At 63.8% G+C, this 26,458-nt stretch carries 28 protein-coding genes; 14 read left to right on the top strand and 14 right to left on the bottom strand.

Going from position 1 to position 26,458, the window contains the following annotated elements; all coding sequences use genetic code 11:
- Positions 1-26 precede the first annotated feature (26 nt).
- The gene (locus AAFG50_RS30615; RefSeq protein WP_028174414.1) at positions 27-1,400 is read left to right on the top strand and encodes a hypothetical protein; all 1,374 of its coding nucleotides are present in this window, start codon (positions 27-29) and stop codon (positions 1,398-1,400) included.
- Between the two features lie 9 nt (positions 1,401-1,409).
- Here the strand turns inward: AAFG50_RS30615 and AAFG50_RS30610 are convergent, their stop codons facing one another.
- Both AAFG50_RS30610 and AAFG50_RS30605 read right to left on the bottom strand, forming a co-directional pair.
- A complete protein-coding gene (locus tag AAFG50_RS30610) occupies positions 1,410-2,729 on the bottom strand; it encodes a dicarboxylate/amino acid:cation symporter (RefSeq protein WP_028174415.1) in 1,320 nt (439 codons plus the stop codon).
- A gap of 86 nt (positions 2,730-2,815) precedes the next feature.
- Positions 2,816-3,829, bottom strand: a complete 1,014-nt coding sequence (locus tag AAFG50_RS30605) for a formamidase (RefSeq protein ID WP_011088885.1) — start codon at positions 3,827-3,829, stop codon at positions 2,816-2,818.
- Between the two features lie 197 nt (positions 3,830-4,026).
- Here AAFG50_RS30605 and AAFG50_RS30600 point away from each other — a divergent pair, with 197 nt between their 5' ends.
- From AAFG50_RS30600 to AAFG50_RS30590, 3 genes are read left to right on the top strand one after another with little or no spacing between them, the layout of a single operon-like run.
- Positions 4,027-4,695, top strand: coding sequence for a TetR family transcriptional regulator (locus AAFG50_RS30600; RefSeq protein ID WP_028174416.1), 669 nt, complete (start codon positions 4,027-4,029; stop codon positions 4,693-4,695).
- Positions 4,696-4,703: 8 nt separating this feature from the next.
- Positions 4,704-6,569 carry an adenine deaminase C-terminal domain-containing protein gene (locus AAFG50_RS30595; protein WP_039185687.1) on the top strand — a complete coding sequence of 622 codons (1,866 nt, stop codon included), beginning with the start codon at positions 4,704-4,706 and terminating at the stop codon, positions 6,567-6,569.
- Between the two features lie 13 nt (positions 6,570-6,582).
- Positions 6,583-7,974 (top strand): NCS2 family permease, encoded by a 1,392-nt coding sequence (locus AAFG50_RS30590; RefSeq protein ID WP_028174418.1) that lies wholly within the window; start codon positions 6,583-6,585, stop codon positions 7,972-7,974.
- Between the two features lie 8 nt (positions 7,975-7,982).
- Here the strand turns inward: AAFG50_RS30590 and AAFG50_RS30585 are convergent, their stop codons facing one another.
- Positions 7,983-8,204: a hypothetical protein gene (locus tag AAFG50_RS30585; protein ID WP_028174419.1), complete on the bottom strand. Its 222-nt coding sequence runs from the start codon at positions 8,202-8,204 to the stop codon at positions 7,983-7,985.
- Between the two features lie 353 nt (positions 8,205-8,557).
- On the opposite strand from AAFG50_RS30585, the gene AAFG50_RS30580 reads away from it, so the two are divergent.
- Entirely contained in the window at positions 8,558-8,740 is a 183-nt protein-coding gene (locus AAFG50_RS30580) for a hypothetical protein (protein WP_025576443.1), read from the top strand.
- A 26-nt stretch (positions 8,741-8,766) separates the two neighbouring features.
- On the opposite strand, the gene AAFG50_RS30575 is transcribed toward AAFG50_RS30580, so the two are convergent.
- The 3 genes from AAFG50_RS30575 to AAFG50_RS30565 form a co-directional block, all read right to left on the bottom strand.
- Positions 8,767-10,143 carry a VWA domain-containing protein gene (locus AAFG50_RS30575; RefSeq protein WP_011088880.1) on the bottom strand — a complete coding sequence of 459 codons (1,377 nt, stop codon included), beginning with the start codon at positions 10,141-10,143 and terminating at the stop codon, positions 8,767-8,769.
- 5 nt (positions 10,144-10,148) lie between these two features.
- Positions 10,149-11,096 (bottom strand): MoxR family ATPase, encoded by a 948-nt coding sequence (locus AAFG50_RS30570; protein ID WP_028174420.1) that lies wholly within the window; start codon positions 11,094-11,096, stop codon positions 10,149-10,151.
- Positions 11,097-11,243: 147 nt separating this feature from the next.
- Positions 11,244-11,444: a hypothetical protein gene (locus tag AAFG50_RS30565; protein WP_028174421.1), complete on the bottom strand. Its 201-nt coding sequence runs from the start codon at positions 11,442-11,444 to the stop codon at positions 11,244-11,246.
- A 223-nt stretch (positions 11,445-11,667) separates the two neighbouring features.
- On the opposite strand from AAFG50_RS30565, the gene AAFG50_RS30560 reads away from it, so the two are divergent.
- Complete coding sequence (locus AAFG50_RS30560) at positions 11,668-12,642, top strand: quinone oxidoreductase (protein ID WP_011088878.1); 975 nt, start codon at positions 11,668-11,670, stop codon at positions 12,640-12,642.
- Positions 12,643-12,681: 39 nt separating this feature from the next.
- Here AAFG50_RS30560 and AAFG50_RS30555 read toward each other — a convergent pair whose 3' ends face one another.
- Both AAFG50_RS30555 and AAFG50_RS30550 read right to left on the bottom strand, forming a co-directional pair.
- Complete coding sequence (locus tag AAFG50_RS30555; protein ID WP_028174422.1) at positions 12,682-12,957, bottom strand: hypothetical protein; 276 nt, start codon at positions 12,955-12,957, stop codon at positions 12,682-12,684.
- 101 nt (positions 12,958-13,058) lie between these two features.
- On the bottom strand, positions 13,059-13,667 hold the full coding sequence (locus tag AAFG50_RS30550; RefSeq protein ID WP_011088876.1) for a S24 family peptidase: 609 nt from the start codon (positions 13,665-13,667) through the stop codon (positions 13,059-13,061).
- A 166-nt stretch (positions 13,668-13,833) separates the two neighbouring features.
- Between AAFG50_RS30550 and AAFG50_RS30545 the strand changes: the two genes are divergently transcribed.
- Positions 13,834-14,361 (top strand): GcrA family cell cycle regulator, encoded by a 528-nt coding sequence (locus tag AAFG50_RS30545; RefSeq protein WP_028174423.1) that lies wholly within the window; start codon positions 13,834-13,836, stop codon positions 14,359-14,361.
- 46 nt (positions 14,362-14,407) lie between these two features.
- Positions 14,408-14,983, top strand: coding sequence for a hypothetical protein (locus AAFG50_RS30540; protein ID WP_028174424.1), 576 nt, complete (start codon positions 14,408-14,410; stop codon positions 14,981-14,983).
- 50 nt (positions 14,984-15,033) lie between these two features.
- On the opposite strand, the gene AAFG50_RS30535 is transcribed toward AAFG50_RS30540, so the two are convergent.
- Positions 15,034-15,390 carry a hypothetical protein gene (locus AAFG50_RS30535; RefSeq protein WP_028174425.1) on the bottom strand — a complete coding sequence of 119 codons (357 nt, stop codon included), beginning with the start codon at positions 15,388-15,390 and terminating at the stop codon, positions 15,034-15,036.
- 196 nt (positions 15,391-15,586) lie between these two features.
- Between AAFG50_RS30535 and AAFG50_RS30530 the strand changes: the two genes are divergently transcribed.
- From AAFG50_RS30530 to AAFG50_RS30520, 3 genes are all read left to right on the top strand, one after another.
- Positions 15,587-16,051: a hypothetical protein gene (locus AAFG50_RS30530; RefSeq protein WP_028174426.1), complete on the top strand. Its 465-nt coding sequence runs from the start codon at positions 15,587-15,589 to the stop codon at positions 16,049-16,051.
- Positions 16,052-16,438: 387 nt separating this feature from the next.
- Positions 16,439-16,624, top strand: coding sequence for a hypothetical protein (locus AAFG50_RS30525; protein WP_028174427.1), 186 nt, complete (start codon positions 16,439-16,441; stop codon positions 16,622-16,624).
- 138 nt (positions 16,625-16,762) lie between these two features.
- The gene (locus AAFG50_RS30520) at positions 16,763-17,104 is read left to right on the top strand and encodes a phasin (protein WP_011088870.1); all 342 of its coding nucleotides are present in this window, start codon (positions 16,763-16,765) and stop codon (positions 17,102-17,104) included.
- A gap of 194 nt (positions 17,105-17,298) precedes the next feature.
- On the opposite strand, the gene AAFG50_RS30515 is transcribed toward AAFG50_RS30520, so the two are convergent.
- The 4 genes from AAFG50_RS30515 to AAFG50_RS30500 all read right to left on the bottom strand — a co-directional run bounded on the left by AAFG50_RS30515 (position 17,299) and on the right by AAFG50_RS30500 (position 20,670).
- Entirely contained in the window at positions 17,299-17,613 is a 315-nt protein-coding gene (locus AAFG50_RS30515) for a cytochrome c (RefSeq protein ID WP_028174428.1), read from the bottom strand.
- 37 nt (positions 17,614-17,650) lie between these two features.
- A complete protein-coding gene (locus AAFG50_RS30510; protein ID WP_156149853.1) occupies positions 17,651-17,812 on the bottom strand; it encodes a hypothetical protein in 162 nt (53 codons plus the stop codon).
- 78 nt (positions 17,813-17,890) lie between these two features.
- Entirely contained in the window at positions 17,891-18,721 is an 831-nt protein-coding gene (locus AAFG50_RS30505) for an alpha/beta fold hydrolase (RefSeq protein WP_011088868.1), read from the bottom strand.
- Positions 18,722-18,873: 152 nt separating this feature from the next.
- Positions 18,874-20,670, bottom strand: a complete 1,797-nt coding sequence (locus tag AAFG50_RS30500) for a POTRA domain-containing protein (RefSeq protein ID WP_028174429.1) — start codon at positions 20,668-20,670, stop codon at positions 18,874-18,876.
- A 130-nt stretch (positions 20,671-20,800) separates the two neighbouring features.
- Here AAFG50_RS30500 and AAFG50_RS30495 point away from each other — a divergent pair, with 130 nt between their 5' ends.
- Together AAFG50_RS30495 and AAFG50_RS30490 are read left to right on the top strand one after the other, a co-directional pair.
- Entirely contained in the window at positions 20,801-22,018 is a 1,218-nt protein-coding gene (locus AAFG50_RS30495) for a FecR family protein (RefSeq protein ID WP_039185675.1), read from the top strand.
- A 61-nt stretch (positions 22,019-22,079) separates the two neighbouring features.
- Positions 22,080-24,818, top strand: a complete 2,739-nt coding sequence (locus AAFG50_RS30490) for an EAL domain-containing protein (protein WP_028174431.1) — start codon at positions 22,080-22,082, stop codon at positions 24,816-24,818.
- A 27-nt stretch (positions 24,819-24,845) separates the two neighbouring features.
- Here the strand turns inward: AAFG50_RS30490 and AAFG50_RS30485 are convergent, their stop codons facing one another.
- Positions 24,846-25,106 (bottom strand): hypothetical protein, encoded by a 261-nt coding sequence (locus AAFG50_RS30485; protein ID WP_028174432.1) that lies wholly within the window; start codon positions 25,104-25,106, stop codon positions 24,846-24,848.
- Positions 25,107-25,334: 228 nt separating this feature from the next.
- Here AAFG50_RS30485 and rocF point away from each other — a divergent pair, with 228 nt between their 5' ends.
- Positions 25,335-26,312, top strand: a complete 978-nt coding sequence (gene rocF, locus AAFG50_RS30480; RefSeq protein WP_028174433.1) for an arginase — start codon at positions 25,335-25,337, stop codon at positions 26,310-26,312.
- Positions 26,313-26,458 lie beyond the last annotated feature (146 nt).

Here is a 26,458-nt window from a genome sequence, read left to right as displayed (position 1 = left end):
CCGGGATCCCGAGACACCAGGCGCACATGAACAGCGATATTTCCTTGCCGTCACATCGCGGAAATCGGTTTTACCAGGGTATGGCCGCGACCTTTGCCGCCAACGCTCTTCAGGCCGTCAATTTTCTCGGTGATCGATTCCTGAGAAAGTCGCATCCTTCGTTGTCGGCCATCGAGGATCTTTATCGGCACTCGATGGACAGCGCCTTCTCGGTGACCGAGTCCTTTCTCGTCACGGGAGCGCCGCACGCATCCGCCTATTATCCGCGCGACTTCGCCTGGTTCTATCCTGATGTCCTCGACCCCGAGACCATCATGGATGCGCAGGACGCGGTGCGGCGGGCGCGTCTGCTCGAAAAGAGCGTCCGTCTGTTGCTGGAGGCGGTTCGAGCCAACGTCGTCACGACGACCATCGTCCCGGCGGGACACGCACGGTATCTCGGCGTGAACTACTTCTCGCGCCCGTCGGACACGCTGCTCGGCATTCTGGCCGGTCTGCGGCAGATGATCTCCGCCGAGGAGAGAGCGTCGTCCTATCTGGCGATGTCACAATGCGCGCATGCCGGCCGCTTGCTGCTGGCCGAATACGGCGGCGACCTGAAGCGCGCGATCCTTCAGCTCGCGCGTGAGCTGGAGCCGTTCGACGACGACGGTGTCAGGTATTTGCTCTGCGACGCCCGCGCGCCGCGCTCCGCGGCGACGGACACGCGTGCCGAGCGCAGGCGTTTCGTCACCAACGCCTGCGTCTACACGACGTTCGTATGGGGCGTGGAGCTCGGGGTCGTCGACGAGAATGAGCTGAAGCGGCTGCTCGGGCACGACCTGGGGCACTACAAGAGGGACCTGCTCCGCCTGTTCGGCAAGGGCGGCTATATCAGGCACTCTCTGGATGGCCCGGCGGGCTCGCCGGTGTCATCGGTCGCCCTGGACTTCGTCAGCGTGCATCGCGGATTTTGGGATATGAGCGAGGCAAGCGAGCGCGCGCTGTTCGCGGCCACGACGGATCTGATCATCGCCGAGCCGCGTTTTCGCATCCCCAGCACGTTCCATTTCCTGGTGTCCGCGGATAATCCCCGGAACAAGATGATCCACAAGATCGCGGCTCCCGCCTATCAGGGGCGTTCGTCCTGGCCGACCTTCAACGTCGAGTTTGCCGATCGCATGCTCGACTACGACGAATTCTCGGGAGGCGATACCTATCGGGCCTGCGCCCAGGGGATATTGAAGGACATCCGGACCGCGACCGAGGTCCATGGCGGTTATCAGGAATTGATCTCGGAGCATGGTCTGAAATATCGCACCTGGGCTTACAAGGGCGCCGTAGCTCACTCCTGGTTTCCACGCTTCCTGTCCGTTTGGAGGAGGGCGTATGGAACGCCGCTCCTCCAGTGGAACGATTGATCCGGAGCGCTAGCCCGCCGTCACGTCCACCATCTCGCCGCCTTCGAGCACCTTGGCCGCCTTGGCGCGGTCGAGGTCGCCTTCCCAGGCCGCCACCACCACCGTCGCCACGCAGTTGCCGACGAGGTTGCCGAGCGCGCGGGCCATGCCGATGAACCAGTCGACCGAGAGCACCAGCACGAGGCCGATTGCCGGAATGCTCGGCACCGCGTTGAGCGTCGCGGCCAGGATCACGATGGCGGAGCCCGGCACGCCGTGTGCGCCCTTTGAGGTGATCAGCGAAACGCCGAGCACCAAGAGGAGATCGCCGAACGACAGCGGCGTGTTGGTCGCTTGCGCGATGAACACGACGGCAAGTGTGAGGTAGATCGAGAAGGCATCGAGGTTGAACGAATAGCCGGTCGGGATCACGAGGCCGACCACGGAATCCTTCACGCCCATGCGCTCCAGCTTCTTCATGATCTGGGGCAGCACCGCGTCGGAGGACGCCGTTGCGAGCACGATGGTGAGCTCCTCGCGCAGGTAGGCGAGGAATTTGAGGATGTTGATTCCGGCAAGCGCCATCACGCCCCCGAGCACGCCAAGCACGAAGATGCCGACCGAGACGTAGAACAGCATCACCAGTGAGACGAGCTGCTTCAGCGAGCCGACGCCGTATTTGCCGACGGTGTAGGCGACGGCGCCGAGCACGCCGAGTGGAGCGACACGGACGATAAGCCCCATGACGCGGAAAAGCACGGTGGAGGCTGCGTCGATGATGGAGGTGACGAGCGCGCCCTTCTCGCCGCCGACGAGCGCAAGACCGACGCCGAACAGCACCGCGAAGAACAGCACCTGGAGCACGTCGTTGCGCGACAGCGCATCGAAGGAGGTGGTCGGGATCACGTTCATCAGAAAGGCGCCGATGCCGCCGCCGGACAGCTTGTGGGCGTTGTCGGCGTAGGTGTTGAGCGCCTTCGCATCTAACGTCGACGGATCGATGTTCATGCCGTGGCCGGGGCCGAACAGGTAGGCGAGCAGCAAGCCGACCACGAGGGCGACCGTCGTCATGACCTCGAAATAGACCAGCGCCTTGACGCCGACCCGGCCGACCTTCTTGAGGTCGCCGGCGCCGGCAATGCCGTGGACGACGACACAGAACACGATCGGCGCCACGATCATCGAGATCAACTTCAGGAAGGCGTCGCTGAGGATCTTGAGCCCGATCGCGAAGTCCGGAACGGCCATTCCCAGGATGACACCAAGCGCCAGCGCGGCCAGGACCTGGACGAACAGTGAGGCGTAAAGCGGCTTGCGCTCGGCGGCCGGGGCCGCGGCAATGGTCGACATGGTGAACTCCCCCAATTTGGCGCGTCTCGGGCGTCAAAAGGAGCAACTACCGTGCCAGAATGTCGCGGTCAGAGCCGAAAACGGCTCTATTCCGCCGCCTTCGCCGTCTTGCCGTACATCCGTGTCGGTGCCGGGAAGCCACAGGAACTGCCGTCGGTGACCTTGACCTGGTCTTCCCACGGCAGGCGGAAGGTGCCAGCGACCATGTCCTGCATGAAGGTATAGGGGCAGTCCATCGCGCCGCCTTTCACCGCGACATAGCCGCGGTGCCAGAGCTGGTAGATGTTGTTCTCGACGCCCCAATTGATCCGCGCCTCGCGCACGAGATCGGGCCGCACCTCGGCGGTGATGATCTCGTCGGCGCGACCGGTGGTGCCGTGCGCCAGCACCGCGCCGTCGAAATTGACGATCATGCCTTCGCCCATGGAATCGAACGAGCCATCGCTGCCGCACATGCAGACATTGGCCGTCACCATCAGATTCTGGAACGAATTGGCCTGGTTGGTGAAGCGCCAGGCCTCGCGGATCGGCGCGGTGTAGCCCGCAGTGCGGATCATGATCTCGGCGCCCTTGTAGGCGCATTCCCGCGCCATCTCCGGGAACATGCCGTCATGGCAGATGATCAGCGCGATCCTGGCGCCTTTCGGACCCTCGATCACGGGAATGCCGATGTCGCCGGGCTCCCACGGCTCGACCGGAATCCAGGGATGGAGCTTGCGGTAGTACAGCTTGATCTCGCCGTGGTCGTCGATGATCAGGCCGGAATTGTAGGGATTGCCGTGCGGGTTGAACTCCATGATGGAGAAGCAGCCCCAGATCCTGTTGTCGACGCAGGCCTTCTTGAAGGCCGTGACTTCGGGTCCGTCGAGCCGGCACATGATCTCGGGATTGGTGTCCATCGAGAGGCCGTGCAGCGAATATTCGGGGAACACCACCAGATCCATGGTGGAAAGGTTGCGGCGCGCCTTGCCGACCATCCAGACGATACGCTCGGTCTGCCTTGCCAGATCGGCCCGCGTGACGACGTTCGGCAGTTGCAGCTGCACGAGCCCGATGACCACGCCCTCAGGCGATTTGTTCAACCCGCCAAGCCCGTTCATGATCAGCTCCCTTGCTGGAACCAGAGCGCCGCGCCGCTGCGTGCGATCGTTTCGTGGAAGAGCAAATCCGATTTTGGCGACGCGCAAAAGTCCATTTTTCAGGCGGGCGGCCGAGCGTGCCGACGCCCATTGTTGCGGCGCGGCGTGCCTCAAGTCTCGGCTTGACCCTCCAAATCGCCTGATGTCAGACTTCTGACATGAGTACAGCAAAGCGACATATCGCCAGTCTTCGTGACGAATATGCCGAGATGACGCGGCAGCGCATCGTTGCGGCTTTCGTCGAGACGCTGGAGGACGAGGCGGCCGACGACATTTCCATGGCCGCGGTGGCCAAGCGCGCGAAGGTGGCCGAACGAACCATCTATCGGCACTTCAAGACCCGTGCGGAACTGTTTGCTGCGGCCGGCGAGTGGATCGAGGACAACGTCTTCAGCTACATTCCCTTCACCTCGCCTGACGAGCTGCCGGAGATTTTCCGCAAACTGTGCAAGCGGTTCGACCGCCATCCGCATCTGGCGCGCGCCATTGCGATGACGCGGGCCGGCCGCCGGGTGCGCGCCGGCTTCCGGCGGCACCTGATCGACCAGCATCGCAAGGCGATGGCGCCGCTGGTGCGGCATCTCCCCGCGAAGGAGGTTCGCCAGGCGGAGGCGCTCGCGTCCTATCTCAACAATGTGCTGGCCTGGAATGCGATGCGCGAGGATTTCGGCATGACCAGCAGCGAGATCGCCGATGCCATCGAGTGGGCGCTCACGACCCTCCTGAAGGATGTCCGGCAGCGCGATGCCGCTGCGGCGCGGGGCGGCAAGGCCGGCAAATCTTCGCGGACGCGGACCACGAGCCGCGAACGTACCGGCGTAGAGTGAGGCAGGTCATGAATGCGATACCCGACGATCTTCTGATCAATGCGCCCGACGAGGTTCGCATCCGCCAGGACCTGGTGCTGACGGCGCTCGGCCACCGGCCGGCCGATCGCTCCTTGCGGGTCGGCAGGCTGCTCGATGTGCACAGCCGTACCTGGAGCGAAGATCAGGAGATCGTCTTCAAGGGCCGCCGCATCGCCTGGGTCGGGCCCGCCGGCAGCTACCCGGGCGAGGTCCGCGAGCGGGTGCATCGGCCCGATGTTGCGGCCGTGCCCGGCTTCGGCGAGGTGCACAAGCATATCGAAAGCTCGCATCTGACGCCGGAATGGGAGGCCGCGCTGGTGCTGCCGCATGGCAATACCTGGACCTGCGAGGCAAGCCACGAGTTCTCCAACGTCAACGGTGCGCGCAATCTCGAGTTCTGGTTCGAAGCGCGTCGCCGCGGCTCGCCGCTCAAGATCTTTCCGCAGCCTGGCTCGGCGGTACCACCGACGGCCTATGAATGGGGTGGCGGCTGGTATGGCCGCGACGAGCAGGCGCGCTTCATGGCCGAGAGCCTGATGGTGACCGGGCTCGACGAGGTCATGGACTGGCCAGCGGTCTGGAATCCCGACAATCCGTCCTACAAGCGGCTCTGGGGCATGATCGAGGCGACATTCGCGGCGCGCGGCGTCGTCGAAGGCCATGCCTCCGGCTTGCGGGATCTGCCCTCTATCAACGCCTTTGCGGCGGCCGGGCTCGCGTCCGACCACGAAGTGCAGACTCCGGAAGAAACCTGGGACAAGCTCACCCGCGGCCTGTTCGTCGAGCTGCGCGTCTATGCCATGGACGAGATCGTCAGATGGCTGCTCGCGAAGGGTTTGCAGGACTGGTCGCAGATCGCGTTCACGACGGATGACCGCAGTGCCAGCCACACGCTCGAGCTCGGCGCCAGCGACCATAATGCGCGGGTCGCGATCGAGGCCGGCCTTGCGCCGGAAATCGCCATCCAGTGTCTCACCATCAATCCGGCGCGCCACATGCGGCTCACGCCGTTCGTCGGCAGCCTGGCTCCAGGCCGTTTCGGCGACGTGGTGCTGCTTTCGGATGTTGGCAGACTCACGATCGCCGAAGTGTGGGCCGATGGCGTCCAAATCTCCGAAGGCGAGCGCTACATCGGCCAGGTGCCTGAGATCGTCTGGCCGGACTGGGCAACGAAGACGGTCAACATCAAGCGCTCGATCAAGCCTGAGGATTTCGAACTGCGGGCCGAGCCCGGCCGTGCCACGATGAAGGCGGCCGTGATCCGTCCCTTCCATTGGCATCCCGAATTCTACACCCTCGAACTGCCGGTGCGTGACGGTGCCGTGCAGCGCGACGAGAGCGAGGCCATCACCAAATTTGCGATCGTCGACCGCTTTTCGGGCGACGGGCGCATCGCAAAGATGTTCTGGCGCGGTTGTGGACCGCGCACGCCGGAGACGGCGGTTGCCTGTTCGGTGGCGCACGACAAGCACAATATCTGGGTGGTCGGCTCCTCAGACGCGGCCATGGCGAAGGCGGTGAACGCGCTTATCGAACTTCAGGGCGGGTGGGCGCTGGTGCGTGAGGGAGAGCTCGTTGCAACTGTGCGCTTCGAGGTCGGCGGGCTGATGAGCTGCCGCTCGGCGCAAGCGCTCGATGCCGAGATGCAGGCGCTCTACGCGGAGGGGCGCAAGGTCGACTGGATGTATGAGCCGACCTACCGGCCACGCTGGTATCCGGGATTCCCCGAGCGGCTGATGTTCGCGACGCTGACCTGCGCGCCCTGGAGCTGGGTGCTGGTGGCGCCGTGTGAGCAGGCGCCGCTCGGCTTCATCAACGTGCAGACCGGCGAAGCGCACCCGGTGATCTGGTAGGGGGGAGGACTGGATGAACGAGATGACGAAGCCGCAAGCCGCCTCCGCAGAGCCGGCGCCGCGCGCAGCCGCCGGACTGCTCGATCGCATCTTTGGCCTCACCGAGCGTGGCACGAGTGTCGGCCGCGAGGTGATGGCCGGCGCGACCACGTTCGCTGCGATGGCCTATATCATCGCCGTGAACCCGGCGATCATGTCCAACGCCGGAATGGATCGTGGCGATCTGGTCAGCGCCACGGCACTCGCCGCGATTTTCGGTTCGATGATGATGGGGCTGTGGGCCAATCTGCCGCTCGCGGTTGCGCCGGCTATGGGGTCGAACGTCATCTTCACCTATGTCATCGTCAAGCAGATGGGCATGCCTTGGCAAGGTGCGCTCGCCATGGTCGCCTTCACCGGCGTTCTGTTCCTGATCCTCAGCCTGTCGAAGCTGCGCGAGAAAGTCGCGAAGGATGTGCCGGAAGCGCTGAAGATCGGCATCCAGGCGGCCGTCGGCACGCTCATCGTCTTCATTGCGTTGCGCGGCGCCGGCTTCGTGGTCCAGAACCCGTCGACCTACATCGCGATGGGATCGCTGCGCAGCCCGCCGGTGCTGTTGACGCTGTTTGGCCTCCTGCTCACGCCGGTGCTGGTGGCGCGCCGGGTTCCGGCGGCGCTGATGCTGTCGATCGCGGTACTCACCCTGATCGGCTTCTTCGTTCCCGGCGGCAACGGCAAGATGGTGACGTCGGTGCCTTCGGCGATCATGTCATGGCCCCGCTGGCCGAGCAGCACGTTCATGGCGCTCGATTTCGGCTATCTCTTCAGCCATTTCGTCGTCGCGCTGCCGCTGCTGTTCTATTTCCTGTGTGCCGAATTCTTCTCGACGCTTGGCACGCTGATCGGCGTGACGGGCGCCGCCAACCTGCGCAAGCCCGATGGCTCGATCCCGAACGCCACCGCTGCGTTTGCCACCGATGCGACGGCATCCATCGTCGGCCCGCTGCTCGGCACCTCCGTCGTCACGGCGTACATCGAGTCCATCACCGGCGTGCAGGCCGGCGGCCGAACGGGGCTGACTTCGCTGACCGTTGCGGGGCTCTTCTTCCTTGCGCTGTTCTTCTGGCCGATCTTCGTCATCATCCCGCCGCAAGCGACTGCGCCCGCGCTGGTGCTCGTCGGTGTGCTGATGATGCAGGGGCTTGCCCGCATCGACATGACCGATCTCGGCAACGCGGTTCCGATCGTGCTGACGCTGCTCGTCACCGTTCTGACCAACAACCTCATCAACGGAATGGCCCTGGGCACGCTGAGCTACATCGCCCTGGAAGTGACAGCCGGCCGGCGGTCGCAGATTCCGGCGATGGTGTGGGGGCTCGGCGCCGTGTTCATCGCTTACGCGATCGTGATCGCCCAGATCTTTTGATGCTCGCCCTACGCCGCGAGATCCAGCAATTTGCACGATCCGCGCACCAGCGCCTTGCGGCCGGCCGGGGTCATCGCGGGCGCGCCGTCGTCGATGACAACGAGGCCGAGCTTGACGAGGCTTTCGACGACATAGGCCTTCGGGAGGCGACCGTTCGGCACCGGGTTACGAAGCGCCTTCAGCGCTTCCCACTGGTCGGGTGAAAGATCGAAGTCGAAATCGTTGCTCATATTGCCTCAAGCGATCGTACCGTTCGCGCGCCTCTGTTAACGGCGCTGCATGAAGACCATGCGACGACAATGAGTCGGGAATTCGGTGAGCTGCTTGGAACATCTCTTCACGAATTGCCGCACTTCGTTGCGCCACAAGAGTTAAGATCGTTCGCGCACGACTATCGTCCCGACCTGCGATCACTAATTGATGATTGGCTGTTGATCGTGTGGTGAAAGCTACCGCAGTGCACGGCAAGCATTGCTGTCCCATTCTGCGTCGCAATATGCACAGAAATCGTGAGGCGAGGGGTACGGGACTCTGCTAGGTTGATTCGCAGGGGATTGGCTTCACACAACTGGAGTGTGAGTGCATGAACAGGCTGGTGGAAATTCGCAGTCAGGAATTCCTGTGCCGGGAGCGCGCCGCGCTGGATTCGGAGCGCCGGATGTTCTGGCTCGCGCAGGCCCAGGAATGGGAGCAGCGCGCGCTCGACGAAATCGCCTATCACTTTCGAGAGTGCAACCTCGTCCAGGCCGAGTTGGCTGCCGCCTGACGCCAGACGACGGACGTGATCCCCGTCTACTGATAAGTCGCCACGATATCGGACACTGCGCGCTCGAGCTGGTGCGCGGTGGCGCATTGGCGCACCACGCTGCAAAAGGTCGCATAGCGGGGCATCTCCGAATCGCCAAAACCCCAGGCGAGCCGCCCCTCGGGATTGAGCCAGACCAGCCGCTTCGAGCGCTCGGAGATCCGGCGCAGGATGTCGGCGCGCGGATCGAGATTGTTGCTGCGGGCATCGCCGAGCACGATCACCGTGGTCTGCGGCGTCAGCGCGCTCATGAAATCCTTCTCGAAATCGACCAGCGACGAGCCGTAGTCGGATGAGCCGAAGCCGACTTTGGACATGATCTCGGCCATCGCCTCTTCCGGCGACTTCGATTCCAGAATGTCGCTGACCTCGATCAGATGTGAGGAGAAGGCGAAGGAGCGGACGTCGTCGACCACCTCGTGCAGCGAGTGGATCAGGAGCAGGAAGAAATCGGAGACCTGCGCGACCGAGCCGGAGACGTCGCAGAGCGCGACGATTTTCGGCCGGTCGCGATGCTTGCGCTTCCACGCCGTGAGGAAGGGCACACCACCCCAGGCCGCATTGCGGCGCAGCGTGCGGCGGACGTCGAGATGCCCGCGGCGCTGGCGCTTGCGCGGCTTGGAATAGCGCTCGCGCAGGCGGCGCGCGATCTGGCGGATGAGGGCGCGCATCTCGGCGACCTGGCGCCGCTCGATCCGCGCAAGCGGCGCGTTGCGCAGGATCTCGTTGCGCAGGTTTTCGGCCTCTTCGCGGGCATAGAGCGCAAGCCCCTGGGAGACGGTGTCGCGGACCGCTTCGCGCAAGGCGTCGAGCGCGGCGCGCAGGCGCTCGGCCAGCGCGGGATTGGTTGCGGTCAGCTCATCGAGTTCGTCGCGCAGGCGCTGCAGGCCCATGGCATCGAGGATGCGGCTGGAGAAGATGCCGCGCTGTGTGGAATAGCGGATGTCGGACAGGGACGCGGCGCCGGCCCCGCTGGCGATCGCTGCCGCGATCGCATTGCGATCCTGCGACAGCAGCATCTGCGCGAGCGGGCCTAGTCCCTCCTGCGGCGAACCGCCGCCCGCATCACTGGACGCGCTGGAAGAGGGGGCTTGATCCGTCTCCTGCGACGCATCCTCGTCGGTGCCTTCGGGCTGCTCCTGCCGCGGCTCCGGCTGGCTGAAGAACAGATCAAAGCAGTCGCCGAGCGCGAGTTTCTCGTCCTGCGATTTGGCGAGCGTCAGAAGCAGGGTGTCGCGCAGGATGGTTCGGTCTGAAAAGCCGACCTGCGCGACCGCGCGCATCGCGTCGATGCTTTCGGCGGGCGAGACGTGTACGCCCGCGCCACGTGCGGCCCGAAAGAAACGATGGATGTTCTCGCGCATCGGCGTCAACCGAAGACGTTGGATCGTGCTGCCTTGGCAATGAAGGTCGTGACCTGGGGCTGGGCCGCCTCGATATCGGCTTCGTATTTCAGGAGCACGTTAAGCGTGTCCTTGACGATCTCCGTGTCGAGCTCGGAGGCCTGAAGCAGCACCAGCACGCGCGCCCAGTCGATGGTCTCGCTGACCGAGGGCAGCTTCTTCAAGTCCAGCGAGCGGATCTCGTGGATGAACCCGACCATCTGCCGGCGCAGCGTCTGCGAGATGCCGGGCACGCGGCTCTCGACGATGCGCTCCTCCAGCCGCTGCTCGGGGAAGCCGATATGCAGATGCAGGCAGCGCCGCTTCAGGGCATCGCCCAGGTCGCGCTCGCTGTTGGAGGTGAGGATCACGGTCGGTGGTGTAACGGCGGAGACGGTGCCGAGCTCGGGGATCGTGACCTGGAAGTCGGACAGGATTTCCAGCAGCAGCGATTCAAACTCGGCGTCCGACTTGTCGATCTCGTCGATCAGCAGCACGCAGCCGCCCGGCTGCTCGAGCGCCTGGAGCAGCGGCCGCGGCTCGACGAACTCCTTGGAGAAGAACACGTCGCCGAAATCGTGGAGCTGATCGAGCGCAGCGTGCAACGTCTGCGCGCCGCCGAGGACCTCGCCGAGCTTGTCCTTGAGGATCTGCGTATAGAGAAGCTGCTTGGCGTATTTCCACTCATAGAGCGCCTTGGCCTCGTCGAGGCCTTCGTAGCACTGCAGGCGGATCATCTTCATGCCGCGCCAGGCAGCGATCGCCTTGGCAAGCTCGGTCTTGCCGACGCCTGCAGGGCCCTCGACCAGGATCGGTTTCTCGATCTGCTGCGACAAATAGACGGCGGTCGCGATCTGCCGGCTGGCAATATAGCCTTGCGCGGCGAGGCCGCTCTCCACTGCCTCGATCGCGGTCGAGGGCTTCTGTTCAGCCACGAATTGGCGCTCCCAAAGGTCTTGCTTGAGGCTTGTTCTGCCTGCGTTCCGGGCAAAGAACAAGTCTCGTTTGGGAGACATCAGACCCGCGTGAACGGCGTTTTTTCCGCTTAACGCAAATACTTGAGCGGTCTGCCGATCGCGCGGTCAGTGCCGGAGCAGCGCCGGCTTCCGGATCGTCTGCCGGACCTCGGCGCCGCAATCGGCGCATTCATAGACGAAGTCGATCTTGGCAAGGCTCCAATGCGGTTCGACCTCGCGCACATACATCGGCAGGAACCCCATGCACGTGGGGCAAATCACAGGCGCGATCTCGATATCCTGATGATGCTGTACATAAGCTGGCATCTCGGCTCTCCTTCGCAGGCGACCACCAAACCCCGCGCAAAAGCTACTGCCGGTTGCCCCGGAGCCGTCATCAACTCTTTCGAACAGAGGCGGAACGGCGCGCGTTTGTCGTTTGCTGTGACATTCTTGTTACGTCTCTGTACTGTAACGGGCAGATCAAATGCCTATTTCACAGGCCGATCCGGTTCTCGGACCCTCACTGCAACGATAAGGGAGCAACCCCATGACGCATGCCATTCGCTTTCACAAGACCGGCGGGCCGGAAGTCCTGGTCTGGGAGGAGGTCAGTGTCGGCAAGCCCGGACCGGGCGAAGCGCGTATCCGCCACACCGCCGTGGGTCTCAACTTCGTCGACATCTACAACCGTTCGGGTCTTTATCCGGCGCAGCTTCCGAGCGGGCTCGGCAGCGAGGCGGCGGGCATCGTCGAGGAGATCGGCCCGGGTGTCACCGATCTGAAGCCGGGCGATCGCGTCGCCTATGGCGCCTCGCCGCTTGGCGCCTATTCCGAGGCGCGGCTGATCCCCGCCGATCGTCTGCTGAAGTTGCCTGACGGCGTCGACGACAAGACGGCGGCGGCGATGATGCTGAAGGGGCTGACGACGCAATATCTGATCCGGCAGACCTACCGGGTGAAAGCCGGCGACACGATCCTGCTCCATGCCGCGGCCGGTGGTGTTGGCCTGATCCTGAGCCAGTGGGCCAAGCATCTCGGCGCGACCGTGATCGGCACCGTCAGCAACGACGAGAAGGCAAAGCTGGCCAAGGCGCATGGCTGCGACCATGTCATCATCTACACGCGCGAGGATTTCGTGAAGCGCGTCGACGAGATCACGGGCGGCAAGAAGGTGCCGGTGGTCTACGACTCCGTCGGCAAGGATACGTTCCTGAAATCGCTGGACTGCCTCGCACCGCTCGGCGTCGCTGCGCTGTTCGGCCAGTCTTCCGGCGCGGTCGAGCCGCTCAATCTCGGCCTGCTCGCCCAGAAGGGCTCGCTCTACGTCACCCGTCCGACGCTGTTCACCTATGCCGCCAAGCGCGAGAGCCTGGTGGCGATGGCGGGCGAGTTGTTCGACGTCGTCAAGTCCGGCGCGGTCAAGATCGAGGTTCACCAGACCTATCCGCTGAAGGACGCGGCCAAGGCGCATGCCGATCTCGCCGCGCGCAAGACGACGGGATCGACCGTGCTCCTGGTGTGACGTTCTGCCGGACGCTGACGCAGACCGACCGGGCCCGCGTCACGTCCGTTCGTGCTTGCGCAGGTCGCGGGCGTGATCGAGGCGGCTTGCCTGGAGGTCGACATCTCCAGGCGGAACGTGGGGAAGGGTGGCCTCGGCCAGGATGGCCTCGGTGACGTCCTCGACCGAGTTCTCCGCGATCTCGTGGATGAACGAGATGTTCCGGTATTCACCCGAGGCCACACGGGAGATGACCTCGCGCCTCGTGATTTCAGGGTCGACGACCGCCTCGCGGCCGCGCCGCCCGTAGTCGATCATCACGACGAAATACTGCATGGAACGATCCTGCCGTGCCCCGACGGTCGGGAGCACGGCAGATTATTTCCGAAAAGCAGAATTAAGTCAAGTTCGATTTCCAAAAATCAGAAATCGGTAGCCTACTTGCCCTTCTTGCGGGGGCGCGCCGACTTGGCGCGCAGCCGTTCGAGCTGACCCTTGGGCATGGAGAGGCAGATCTCCCCGACCCAGTCGAGCTTGACGCCGACGATCGGCTTGGCGTTGAAGCTGTTGAGATTGACGACGGAAGGGGATTTGCCCCGCTCGATGGTCTTCAAATAGCGTTCGCCGGTCTTGAGCCGGACCACGGCCTCTTCGCCGTAGAAGCTCGACAGCGGATGACGCTGGTCCTTGTAGACCACGATCACGTCGCCACTCTCGTATTTGGGCAGCATCGAATCGCCCACGATCTCGAATGCAATCGTCTCTTCCATGATCGGGAACGGCAGCGCGATGTCGCCGAGCCCCTCCGGGGGAACCTGCTCATAATCCGGCTCAATCACGGCGCCGGCGCCCACGCGCCCCATGATCGGCGCGAGATTGAGCTCGAGATATTCCATGATCGGAATGATCTCCGAGGCCTTCACCAGGCGCTCGCCGCCAAGAATCTCCGAGACCGCGCCGGGGCGCACGCCCATGGCTGCCGCCAGGCCGCCCTTGCTTTTACCTGTCTTTTCCAGGCCCCGCTCGATCATCGCAACGTCCAACATGGTGATTCCCTCGATTGTCCATCGTCTCGCCTCTTGTAATCCGAAATTCGGAATTGATGCAATTATGAATATCAGAATTACGGCTTGACTCTCGATTCGGAATACCGAAATGTGTGTTTCGCCTCCCGGTCGTGCGATCGGAGGGGGTGCATCACAGGACAGCAGCATGGAACCGGGTCATTGGCCGTCGGAGCACTCCGACGCGCTTCGCGACTATTTTCTCAAGGGAATGTCTTATGCGGAGATCGGAAGACAGATTAACGCAAGGTTTGGAACGGCTTACACGCGCAGCGCAGTCGCCGGCCGCGCCAAGCGGCTCGGACTCGTTGCGCCGCAATGGGTGATGAGCCCGTCGATCGCGCCGTCTCTGCCGGGCGAGGCCGGTCTGCTCTCGCCGCGCCGGCCGGCGTTACTGAATCTGCCACCGAAGTCCGCACTGAAGCCGGCCGCGCAGGTCAAGTTGCGCTGTGTCGGCGTCCAGCCGCGCCTTGTCCAGCTGGTCGAACTTGCGAAGGCCGACTGCCGCTACCCCTATGGCGGCGACAAGGACGGGGAGGAGATCGCCTTCTGCGGCCACCCGCGCCAGCCGGGCTCCAGCTATTGCGCGCCGCATGCGCGCCTGACGCGCCGCTCCGGGGCTGCCTCCGCCCGTGTCGCGGGTCCCGTCGTGCTGAGGCTGGTCTCCGCCGCCTGAAAGTGCGCTCAGCCGTTCAATCGTCAATCTTGCAAGGAGTATCCGAGTGGGACGTGTCCGACGCAACAGATCCTACAAACTGGCACAGATCTACGACCGGCGGTCGCGCGAGGTGCCATTCAATGCGGAAGTGGCGGAAGTCGAGGTCGACAATCCGCTGGCGCTCGATCCCGGCGAGAAGATTATGGCGATCCGGTCGATCCGCAGCGATCCGCTCGGCCGTCTGCACTCGCACCACCAGATCGACGAGGCTCAATACCGCGGCGGGCGCGCCTTCCAGAACGATTGGGAGCGGGCGGAGCGGGGGCCTCAGGCCATGGACCCAACCCGCGAATATGTCGATGGCGCCCGCTCACGCGAGCCCGTCACCGAGAGCCAGCGGCAGGCGGTGCTGCGGCTGAACCGGGTCGAGCGCGAACTCGGCACCGACGGCGCCGCGCTGGTGCACGACGTGCTGGTCCTGGGTCTGACCATGGATCAGATCGGGCAGCGTCGCGCCGTCCGTACGCAGCGCTGGAACGACTATTTTGCGCGGCGGTTTCGCGAATGCCTGGACCGGCTGGCACTGATCTACGGCTTTGCGACGGAGGCCGGGACACAGCGTGCAGACCAGCGCAGATGATCGCGGTACGCCGGCGGTCTCGGCCGCCGGCGTGCCGGTCTGCCTGCTGCTTACGGATGCGGTACAATCTGGTAAGGCGTCGTGTAGGGCTCGACACGGAGCGAGGCGTTGGCCAAAAGCCCGATCCTGGCGGTCGGCGCCTGCTGCAATTCGCCGTTCGGGCCGCGATGCACGTTGTATTGCCAGACGGTGAGGTCACCCTTCTGCGCCAGCGCGTGCGCAATCGCGCTCGCATCATTGCCGCCGAGCGCCTGAAGCTCCTCCGCCGACAGTCCGACGACGATTTCGTCCTTGATGGTCACGATCTTGAACAGATTCATCTTGGTCTCCTGCGCCCATGCGCCTTGTATCGAGAGGGTGAGAAGCGCAACCGCGGCGCCCTTGATGAGATCGCAGCGAGAAAGCATGCCGTCGTCCTTTGGTGCTGACGCGCGCCCGAATCGGTTGAATCCGTCAGCCATGGCGCCCGTGATCTGCGTGGCCGTATCGCAACGCTTGGTCGTCCGATCTTGAACAGCGGTTCATCGGCAGAAACATGTCGGAAGCGATGAACCTTGAAGCGAAGAGGCGAGTCCAAGCCGAAGGCTCAAGGGGATACGTCAGATGAAATTCGCCGCAACTGTTTGCCTTCTCGTGTCTGTCGGTGCCGCAGGCGCCGCTGCGGCGGCAGATCCCTTCTACATCGGAAGCTGGACATTCACGGCTGCCGTGGTCGCGCCATGGGCCGATCCGCAACGCAAGCCCGACGACACCGAGCGGGCACGTCTGATGGGCAAGACAGTCGTCCTGAAGGCGAATGAAATCTCGGGACCGCGCCCCTTTGCCTGCGCCAAGCCGCAGTACAAGGTGACGGATTATGGCCCGGACATGATCTTCCAGGGCGCATTCGACGAGATGCGACGTGCCGACAAGAAGGCCGACCCCAAGGCGCTTGCCGCCTCGCTCGGCTTCGCTGGCGCCCCGATCCGGACTTTGGAGACCGGCTGCGAGATCGACGTTCATTTCGTCGACGATACAACCGCCGAGGTGGGACTCAACAATTACGTGTATACGCTCAAGAAGCGTTAGATCGCCTCCGTCAATGCCCATTCACGCCGGAAACAAGGCGAAATGCTGCGCAGGTTGACAGCGATCAGGGCCGTGTGCGTGACTGATGCCGCTTCTTGACGCAGGTGGGTGACGACGGTCCATATTCCTGTTATCCGGAATTGCGGTGGTGCGATGCAGACGAAGCATCGCTAGGCCGCTGGTCGGGCTTGCCGGAAGGGTTGTTTCTTGGCATAACTACAACCTGTTCGGTTGAGCCCGCCCATTCGGATATGTAGTTGAGCGTGCTAACCCGCCGGGGCCCCCTTGGCCGAAAGTTCGTCCTCACCATGGCGCCCGCTTATGGTGTTCGGCTCTCGAGTGGGACGATGTCGGATCAGGAAGGCCGATGCTGGTCATAGGTGCGAGATGAAGAACCTCAATTTCGCGGCTGAACTGCACCTCAAGCTCGGCGCGCCGGCGAGCGGCACTGTCGAAAGCCTGCGCCTGCTCCGTGCTTTTTTGAAGCTCGCGCCTCGCCAGCGTTTCGAGGTCATCAAGCTCGTTGAAGACCTCGCCACCGAAGAAGTCCTTCCCGAACACCCCCTGTCCTGAGCTGGACCGCGCATCTTACGCCTTTTCCTTGATTTTCCTGCCCGAGCCGGGCCGCCGGGGACGTTTGCCCCGGGGGCGCCGCTGGAAGGTGGTCCGGCAAGTGTGGTATTCAGCTAAGAAAAAGGGAGGAGTGCGACCATGATCGAACCGAAAATCGAAGTTCCGGCCGAACTGCGCGACCTAGCCGAAAAGACGATCGACCAGGCGGAACAGGCATTCGGCATGTTTTTCGATGCCGCCACCAAATCGATGTCATCCGTTCCGGGAGCAGGGACGGAGGTGTCAAAGCAGGCGCTCGCTTTTACCGAGCAGAACATGAAGTCGGCGTTCGAGCACGCGCGCAAGCTTGTTCATGCCACCGACCTTCAGGAAGCGATGCGAATCCAGTCCGACTTCCTGCGTAGCCAGTTCACCAGCGCCGGAGATCACATGCGCCAGATGACCGGCAGTCTCATGCAGCCGGGCAAGGGCAAATCCTGATTCCTGGTTTGTGCGCTGCGTGCCTACAAATTGATCTTGCGCAGCATTGAGATCCGCATTTCGATGTTGGTGCAGGTCCATGATGGGCCACCGAATGGTTTCTCATTCGCCGTCCATCATCCTTTCTGCTGATCCCTGTCGGTCCTCCGGCAGGGATTTGCATTTTGCGACAAGTGTCGCGATTGGCCGGCGCTCTATGGACGCAGTGATCCGATATAGGCCGCGATGTCGCCGGCTTCGGTCCTGCTCAAGGGAAAGCTCGGCATCTTCGGATGCGGGTCGAGCAGGAAGAAGGCGAGCTTCTCCGAACTGAAGTCCGGCCGGCGCGCAACGGATGCAAAGGAAGGGACGTCGGCGCTGGCTACCGCCTGGCCATTGGCCACGACATGGCAACTTGCGCACCAGCGCTTGGCGAGGTCGGCACCGTGACCGGCATCGGCGGCGAGAGCGGACGAGGAACTCGAGGCCACGGCAAGTACCAGGCAAATTCCTCTCAAATGCAGGAGCATCGGGCAACCCTCGTGCGTTCGCTTGCAGCCACTGTGCTCATCCGCAGCACGAGCCCGGAAATTGGGAGAGATCGATGCGGGCGATGATCGACCGCAGCAGCCTGCGGGTCGAACGATACAGATGCCGCACGAATCCAGGCGTCCTTGTCGCGGGCAGGCCCAGCCGTTTCGTATCAAGGCTTTCGATGTAGTGCGACACGTGCCTCTCCGAGATTGTGAAACCCTGTCTATCGTGGCCGGCCCGGAGCCGCCTTGATCTGCCGCAAGGCGTCCCCGGCTAATAGTCGCCGGGGTTCATGATCATCGGACTTTTCGTGTCGGCCGGGGCGAGCGCGCTGCTGGCGCTGTCGCGCAGGAAGCGGTCGAGCGTCGCCTGGATCTTCTCCTTGACCGCGTCGGGCCCGCGATCGCTCATCTCGGTGTGCTGCGCACCGGTGTGGACGATGTCGATGCCGCGCGCCTTGGCCTCTTCCGGCGTCGGCAGCACGCCCGGGTCGGTCAGGAAATGCGGATCCTTCGAGCGGAACGACAGGATCTTCAAGTTGTCGCTGAGCACGAAAGGCACCCGAAGATTGTCGAGCGTGATCACTTTCGACACCAGCTCCGGGTGCTGATGGGCGACATACATGGACACGTCGCCGCCGTTGGAATGACCGACGAGGGTGATGTGGTCGTAGTCGGCGTTCTCCTGCCGCCTCTTCAGTTCGCCCAGGGCGAAGAGGATGTTGGCCTCGCAGCGGATATAGACTTCACGCCGGCCGACATATTGCTGGCCGACATGGGTCATTAGTGGTGGATCGCTGGGCAGGTCCTGCTGGATGCTGGCAACGAGATAGCCGCGCGCCGCGAGCGCGTTGGCGAGGAAGGAATACTCGGTGGCCTTGACGGTATTGCCGTTGCTGATGATGGCGAGCGGCAGCTTCCAGAGACCGAGATTGGCCTTGGTCTCGTAGTCGCGCCGCACCGCGATTTCGACCGAGATCGGCCGCTGGCGCGAGGCATCGAACAGGGTCAAAAGCTCATGGCGGATCGCAAACCGGCTGACGACGAAATATTCGCCGACGCCGAGGACGCAAAGAAACGCCAGAATTGCAAACACCCTCTTCATGGTTCCGTCCCAATCGCTTTCGACTGAAAATGGTCACTGCAAGCGCCCGGATCGAGCGATCGTGAGCAGGTTACGGGATTAAATTTAGGCAAGTCTGTGCGCAAGGCCGCAAAAGGGCCGCATGCCGGGTACACGGCATGAGGGCTTTGCAGCTAGAGGCAGCCGCTCCTGCCGCGTTCGGGGCAGAGCCGGAATGCGCTCGACAGCGTGAACAGGAAACGTGGGCTGCGGCGCTCGTTGTCCGGTGCGCGGTAGCTCAAGGGGACGGCCACGCCGAGATCGGCCTGGAGATCGTCCCACAGGAAGAACCGTGCGCCGGCTCCGGCTGATGTCAGCGACAGGCCGTCGCTCAGGCGGTAGCCGTCGTTCCAGACTGCGCCGGCGTCGCCGAAGGCGTAGAGCTGGTAGCCGGTCCAGTAGCGGAAATTGAGCTTCTGGTCGAAGCGCAACTCGAGCGAGCCGGCAAGACCGTTGTCGCCGCTGATCTCGGCTGCGCCGTAGCCCCGGCCGAAGGCCGCGCCGCCGAGATAGAACTGCTGCGAGGTGAACAGCGGCCGCGATGCCGTCTGGCTCGCCGCCGAGAGCTTGAGCGACCAGGCATCGTTGAGCGACTGGTAGCGCGTGAACCAGAGATTCAGCACCGAGAAGTTCGATGACGCACCGTCGCGCGACAACAGATCGTCGTCGAAATGCGATGCGCCGAAGACATCGAGGCCCTGACGGTAGGTCAGCGTCGCGAAATTGGTACCGCCGAAGCGATCCTGGAGCCGATAGTCGGCGGTCAGGCTCGCGGTCCGGACATGGTCGTTGTACCAGGGACCGTAAAGGTCATGCTCGGACACGTTGCTGAAGGTCCCAGCCACGGTAAGTGTCAGTGCCGACGATTGCGACGTGAAGGGCACGGTGCTTGCCCGCACCTCGAAAGCTTCGGTCGTGGTGATGTCGCTGTCGAGGCGGCGGGCGTCGCCTGGCCGGACCGCACTGTAGAGGACGGACGCGCCGAGGCGCACGCCGTCGACGCCGACTGGTGCGTCATAGGACAGCCGCGCAAAGCCGAGCTCGCGGGGGTCGTTGGCAATGGTCGACAGGTTGACCGCTAGCGTATCGCCAGGCGTGAGGTAGGAGTTGAACGCGCCGGTCGCATAGGTCTGCCAGGGGCCGACCGAGAACGAGCCGAGATTGTCCAGGCCGAACGACGTAAACACGTGCCAGGTCTTCAAATAGACGGTGAGGCGGAAGCGGCCGGTCGCACCGCCGATCTCCTCCAACGCGGTATCGGTGATCCGGACACCCGGCCTGCCGTTGATGAGGAAAAGCTGGCGTTCGAGCGTTGCCAGGCGCGATGGCTGCTCGGCCAGAACCGGTCCGAGCATCGGCCTCACGCCGAACTGCTCGGCGCCATCGCCCTTCAAATCGGCCTGGACAATGGCGCCCTCGATCACCTGAATCCGGACCATGCCGTCGGCGATGTCCTGCGGCGGCACGACGGCCCGGCTCAGATGGAAGCCGTCGGCGCGGTAGAGGTCGCTGATCGCGCCGGCGACCGCGGCGAGATCCGCCTGCGAGACCTTGTTGCCGAGATAAGTCTGGTAGACCGCGGCGATGCGGTCGCGAGAGATGGCGTGGGCGCCGCTGACCTTGAGACCGCGCAGCACGAACTGAGGCTTGGTATCGCCACCGGTGTTGGCGTGGCCGACCGTCGGTAGCTTGACCGGAGGCCGGCTCAGTGTTTCCCGCTCGGTTTGGTTTTCAAAGTATTTCTCGGGCTGGCGCGGATCAAAACCCGGCTGGTTCGCCTGTTGTGCGAATGATTGCGGAACTCCCGTGAAAATTGGTGCCAACAGCACCAACGCGGTAAGGAGACGCCGCTTCCCGACACGCGCCGCGAACCCGTTTCCGTAGTTTGACGGAGATCTCCCCATAGGGTGGTAAGGGTTCGTTAGCCGCATGATTTTTCATAGTTTTTTATGGTCAATGATTGGTTAATGCGGCTGTTCGGCTCGCCGGTTCCGGCTAATTCTCTCTTGAGTGATTTCGGGTACGCGTCTGGTCTGGCTGTAACGCGGACTGAGGATCGTGATGCTCGGCAGAATTGGAATGCGGTGCGCCTTCGCGGCGGCGCTGATCCTGGGAATGGCTTCCGGTGCACTCGCGGCGGAGGATGGCGTCTGGTCGGTCAGCAAAGCCGCCGGCGAGGTCTGGGTCGCCACCAACGGCGCGCAGCAGGTGTCGTTGAATCAGCAGGAGGCGCTCAAGCCCGGCGATACCATTCGCACCGGACGTACCGGACGCGTGCTGCTTGTCCGCGGCGAGGAAACGATACTGATATCTCCCAACTCGGTGGTCGGCTTGCCGGCCGAGAAGAAGGAAGGTCTCTCGACCACGATCATCCAGCAGTCAGGTTCGATCCTGCTCGAGGTGGAGAAGCGTAACGTCAAGCATTTCGAGGTCGAGACGCCCTACCTCGCCGCCGTGGTCAAGGGAACGCAGTTCAGCGTCACCGTGAATGCGGGCAGCACCAGGGTCGGCGTGCTCCGCGGCCAGGTCGAAGTCTCAGACTTCAAGACGGGACAGATCGCTCAGGTCATGCCCGGACAAGCGGCCACGGCCTTTGAGCATGGCAAGCCCGGCCTCAGCCTGAGCGGCGCGGGGACGTTCAATCCGATCGAACATGGCAAGCCGCGCGCCTCGACGATCGAGCGAATTCCTGTGCCGAAATCGGGATTGTCGGCGCCGCGCAACGCGGCGAGCGGCCATGCGATCCATGCGCTGGGTCCGATCGACAAGGGGACCAAGGCGGCTGGCGGTCAGGCGCCCAAAGGCGGCGTCGTGCGCATCTCCAGCTCGCTCGGCGAGGTCAAGCTGAACGTCCACAAGGTCACGCATGGGCTCGCCCACGGTGCAATTGCGCCGGGGCACGTGCGCAACGCCAACGCCAGCACCGGTACCGAGACGGTCTGGAGCGACACGAAGGCGAGCACCACGACCACAGCCGCCAACAGCTCCACCGTAACGGCGGTCACCGTCAGCAGCAGTGTATCTGCGGCCAGTGCCACATCTTCGTCGTCAAGTGCGACGACGACCGTTGCGACCACTGCCGGGTCGACCGGCGATGTGTCCGGAGGAAGCTCTGGGAGCGGAAGCAACGGGACTGGCGCGACCAGCAATGGAAGCGGTGGCACCGGCAATAATGGCAACAACGGCAACGGGAACAGCGGGAACGGGAATAACGGCGACAACGGTAACGGCAGTCATGGCCACCACTACGGTTGGTATTGGGGCAGGGGTCATCACTAGGACCGTGTCGTCGGCATAGGGGAGCGCCTGGCGGCAGGTACCGCCGGTGCAGGGGAACAAAGTGAAACGCCATCGGCCGCATATTCTTGTCGTGATCGCGCTGGCGGTCGTGCTGTCCACGGGATGGCATGGCGCGCTGCGCAATGCGCTCACCGATCTGCGGTTTGCCTGGCAATCGCGTGCCGCAAGCGGCAATGTCGTCGTGGTGTCCATCGACGCGCCCTCGATCGACCAGATCGGGGTGTGGCCCTGGCCGCGCCGGCTCCACGCAGAGCTGTTGCACAAACTCGAAAGCGCCGGCGCGCAGGAGGTGGCTTTCGATGTCGATTTCAGCACGCCCTCGGAGCCGGCCTCCGACGAGGCGTTCGTCAAGGCGCTTCGGGAGGTCGGCGGCTCGACGATCCTGCCGTCCTTCAAGCAGCCGGCGCCGAATGGTGGCCCAGCTCACGTCAATCGCCCCCTGAAGCCGTTCAGCAACCAGTCGTGGCCGGCCGTCGTCAATGTCGCGGTCGAATCCGACGGGCTCGTTCGCCGTTATCCGGTCGGCGAGAGGCTCGGCGACGCCTTTATGCCGTCGATGGCCATCGTGCTGGCTGGGCAGGACGCCAATCGGCGATCCTCCTTCCTGATCGACTTCAGTATTCGGGCGGCCTCCATTCCGCGTGTCTCCTTTGTCGACGTGCTGCATGGCGATACCGCGACACTCGACAAGCTCAGAGACAAGAAGATCATCGTCGGTGCGACCGCGCTCGAGCTGGGCGACCGGTTCAGCGTTCCGAATGGCGGCATCGTCTCGGGGCCCGTCCTCCAGGCGCTGGCGGCGGAATCGATCCTCCAGCACCGGATGCTGCGCTGGACGTCCGATGCCGGCATGATCCTCGGCCTGGGTGTGATCTGCCTGCTCATGATGTATTCGTGGCGCCGCTTCGCATCGGGATATCGCGTTGCGGTCCTCATCGCGGCCGGAGCGGCGGTCGAGCTGACCGCGGCCCTCGTGCAGGCAAGATGGCCCTTCGTCGTCGACACATCGCTATTCCACATCGCGATCATCGCTTATCTGACGGCGATCGCGCTGGACGAGATCGATTTCCGCGGTCTCCTGGGACGCATCGCCGAGAGCCGCTTTCATCGCATCGCCATGTCGCTCGGCGACGGTCTCGTTTGCACCGACGAGGATCACCGGATCACGGTCTGGAATCCCGGCGCGAGCGTGATCTTCGGCTACATGCCGGCCGAGATCATCGGCCGCCCGTTCGACACGCTGTGCGCCGTGCCGACGGACGGCGACGCAAGGCCATCCATGCGCGATGCCGCACGCCAGGCGCTCCTCGTGCCCGGCGGGGCGGTCGTCGTCGAGTTCGAGGGCCGGCGCAAGAACGGTGAAACCTTCCCCGTCGAAGCGAGCTTCTCGGGCTGGCAGGGAACGGACGGTTTCCAGTATGGAGCGATCCTGCGCGACATCTCGGTCCGCAAGCGCGAGGTCGAACGCGTCAGATATCTCGCCGAACACGACGCGCTGACGGGACTTGCCAACCGGAACATGCTGCATGCCGGCCTTACCGGTCTGATCGCCGCGGCGGAGCGGCGGTCTTCCGACGTCGCACTGCTCGTGCTGGGTCTCGACGGCTTCCAGCAGATCAACAACATGCTTGGACATTCGGCCGGCGACCTCGTGCTGCAGTCCGTCGCCGAGCGGCTCCGGACCGAAATCGCTGGTAAGGCGGTGGTCGCCCGGCTCAGCGGCGACGAATTCGCCATCGCACTTGATTGTGCGGAGGCTGGCGAGCCGATTTTGGCGTTCGCCGAGCGCATCGCGCGCGCGTTCGAAGCGCCGCTTGTAACGGGCACACGGCAGCACCGAGTCCGGATCAGCATCGGCGTTGCCGTCTATCCCGACGGTGGACACAACGCGGACGACCTCCTGAGCAACGGCCATCTCGCGCTGAGCCGCGCCAAGGCGACGCGACGCGGCAGCCACGTGATCTTCGAGAGTGCGATCAGGCAGGAATTGCAGAACCGTCTGACGCTTGAGAGCGAACTGGCGCTTGCCGCGGATCGCGGCGAATTCGAACTGTTCTACCAGCCGCAGGTTCGCCTGGTCGACGGCGGCCTGGTCGGGGCTGAAGCGCTCATCCGTTGGCGGCATCCCGTGCGCGGCTACGTCTCCCCCGGGGAGTTCATGCCGGTGGTCAATACCTCAGCGCTGTCCGAGCGGATCGCGAACTGGGTGATGGAAACGGCCTGCCGGCAGGCGCGTGCGTGGGAATTGTCCGGCAACAGCGTGCGCGTCGCGATCAACCTCTCGCCGTCGCAGCTGCACTCCGGCGATCTCGCGGATGCGGCTGCGGCCTTGCTCGACGCGACAGGGCTGACGCCGGCGCTGCTCGAGCTCGAAGTCACCGAAGATATCCTGCTCCATGACGAGGGCCGCGTGCTCGACATGTTCAAGCGGATCCAGGAGCTCGGCGTCCGCGTCCTGTTCGATGATTTCGGCACCGGCTACGCAAGCCTGAGCTATCTGAAGAAATTTCCGCTCGACGGGCTCAAGATCGACCGGTCGTTCGTGCTCGATCTGCTCGCCGATTCCGATGATGCCGCGATCGTCGGTTCGACCATCGGCCTCAGCAAGCAGCTCGGGCTCACCGTCGTGGCCGAGGGCATCGAGAACCGTGCCACGGCCGACTTCCTGATCAGCATGGGATGCGAGGAAGGGCAGGGCTATTTCTTCGGCCGTCCGATGCCCGCGGATGCCTTCGAACGGCAGTTCCTGACGCAGCCCCGATCCGTCACCGCGGCCTAGCTGACCCACGTCACGCAAGCTTCATTGCTAACGCCGGCGGGCGATGGCAACCCCGAACAGGAAGGCGACGAACAGGCTCGCGAGCGGCGCTTCACGTGTGATTGCGGCGACCGTCGCGAGCGGTTTACCCGGCTTTCGAGCTTCGTCGATGACATGCGTCAAGCGGTCGACAGCGGCGCGCAAGCCTCCCGCGACCTCGCCGATCGTGTGGGAGACGTCGGCCGCGGCGTCGATGGCGCGCTCGGCCATGCCGGGCTGGGACGGGGGCTGCGGAATTTCGGTGCTCAAATTCGTAAACTCCGCTCTGACGAGGTGAATGAGGCCGGCACCTTTGGCTATCCGCGACAGGCGCCGTAATGTACGGCGGGTGCCGGCCTTGCAGGGGAAATGCGGCGCGCGGGATTTTGTTCCGGGACGGCTTCTCGCTCGGCGTCTTTTCACCGGGAAATACCCGTGAAACGACGGGTACGAATCTCTGTTAGGCTGGCACGATCTTGTGGATGTCAGGAGACTGCCGTGACCGATCGGACCATGCCGGATCGAGCCCGGCGCATCGCCTTGCTCGGCGCGCCCATCGACATGGGGGCCTCGCAGCGCGGCACCCTGATGGGCCCGGCGGCGCTGCGCACCGCCGGCCTTGCGACGCTGCTCGAGAGCCTGGACTTCGAGGTCGTCGACTACGGCGATCTCACGGCGGCCGAGGTCAGGGACCTCGCAGACAGGCCGCCCGAAAAAGCCAATCATTACCGCGAAATCCAGCGCTGGACACGCGTGCTGAGCCGCAGAGGCTACGAGATCGCGAAAACCGGTGCGCTCCCGATCTTCCTTGGCGGCGATCACACGCTGTCGATGGGCTCGGTCAATGCCATGGCGCGCCATTGGCAGGAGCGCGGACGCGAGCTGTTCGTGCTCTGGCTCGATGCGCATGCCGACTACAATACGCCGGAAACGACGATCACGGCGAACATGCATGGCATGTCCGCCGCGTTTCTGTGTGGCGAGCCGGGCCTCGACGGCCTGCTCGGCGATGACCCGCGTGCGTCGATCGATCCTGACAGGCTCGATCTGTTCGGCGCGCGGTCGATCGACAAGCTCGAAAAGGAGCTGATGCGCGCACGCCGGATCAGGGTTGTCGACATGCGCCAGATCGACGAGTTCGGCGTCGCCGTGCTGATCCGCCGTGTGATCGAGCGGGTCAAGGCGAGCAATGGCGTGCTGCATGTCAGCTTCGATGTCGATTTCCTCGATCCATGCGTGGCGCCCGGGGTCGGAACCACGGTGCCGGGCGGAGCGACCTATCGCGAGGCACATCTGATCATGGAGCTGCTGCACGATTCCGGCGTGGTGGGGTCGGTCGACATCGTTGAGCTCAATCCATTCCTGGACGAACGTGGTCGAACCGCGCGGACCGCGGTCGAGCTGATCGGCAGCCTGTTCGGGCAGCAGATCACCGACCGGCCGACGCCAAGCAATGCGATCGCGCCGGGCGAGTGAATCGGGCGGCCGGCGATTGTGCGCTGCAAGGAAAGGAACTGCTGTTGTTGCCGGGCGATTTAGATCAACGCTGATCGAAATCGCCTGCTTTTGAAATAGCTGCGAATTGCAAATGCCGTCGTCAGAATGTTTGATGCGGTCTCAGC

Source organism: Bradyrhizobium sp. B039 (assembly GCF_038965675.1).
Taxonomy (GTDB): Bacteria; Pseudomonadota; Alphaproteobacteria; order Rhizobiales; family Xanthobacteraceae; genus Bradyrhizobium; species Bradyrhizobium diazoefficiens.
Note: the sequence above shows the minus strand (reverse complement) of the source record. Positions and strands in the feature narration are given on the sequence as shown.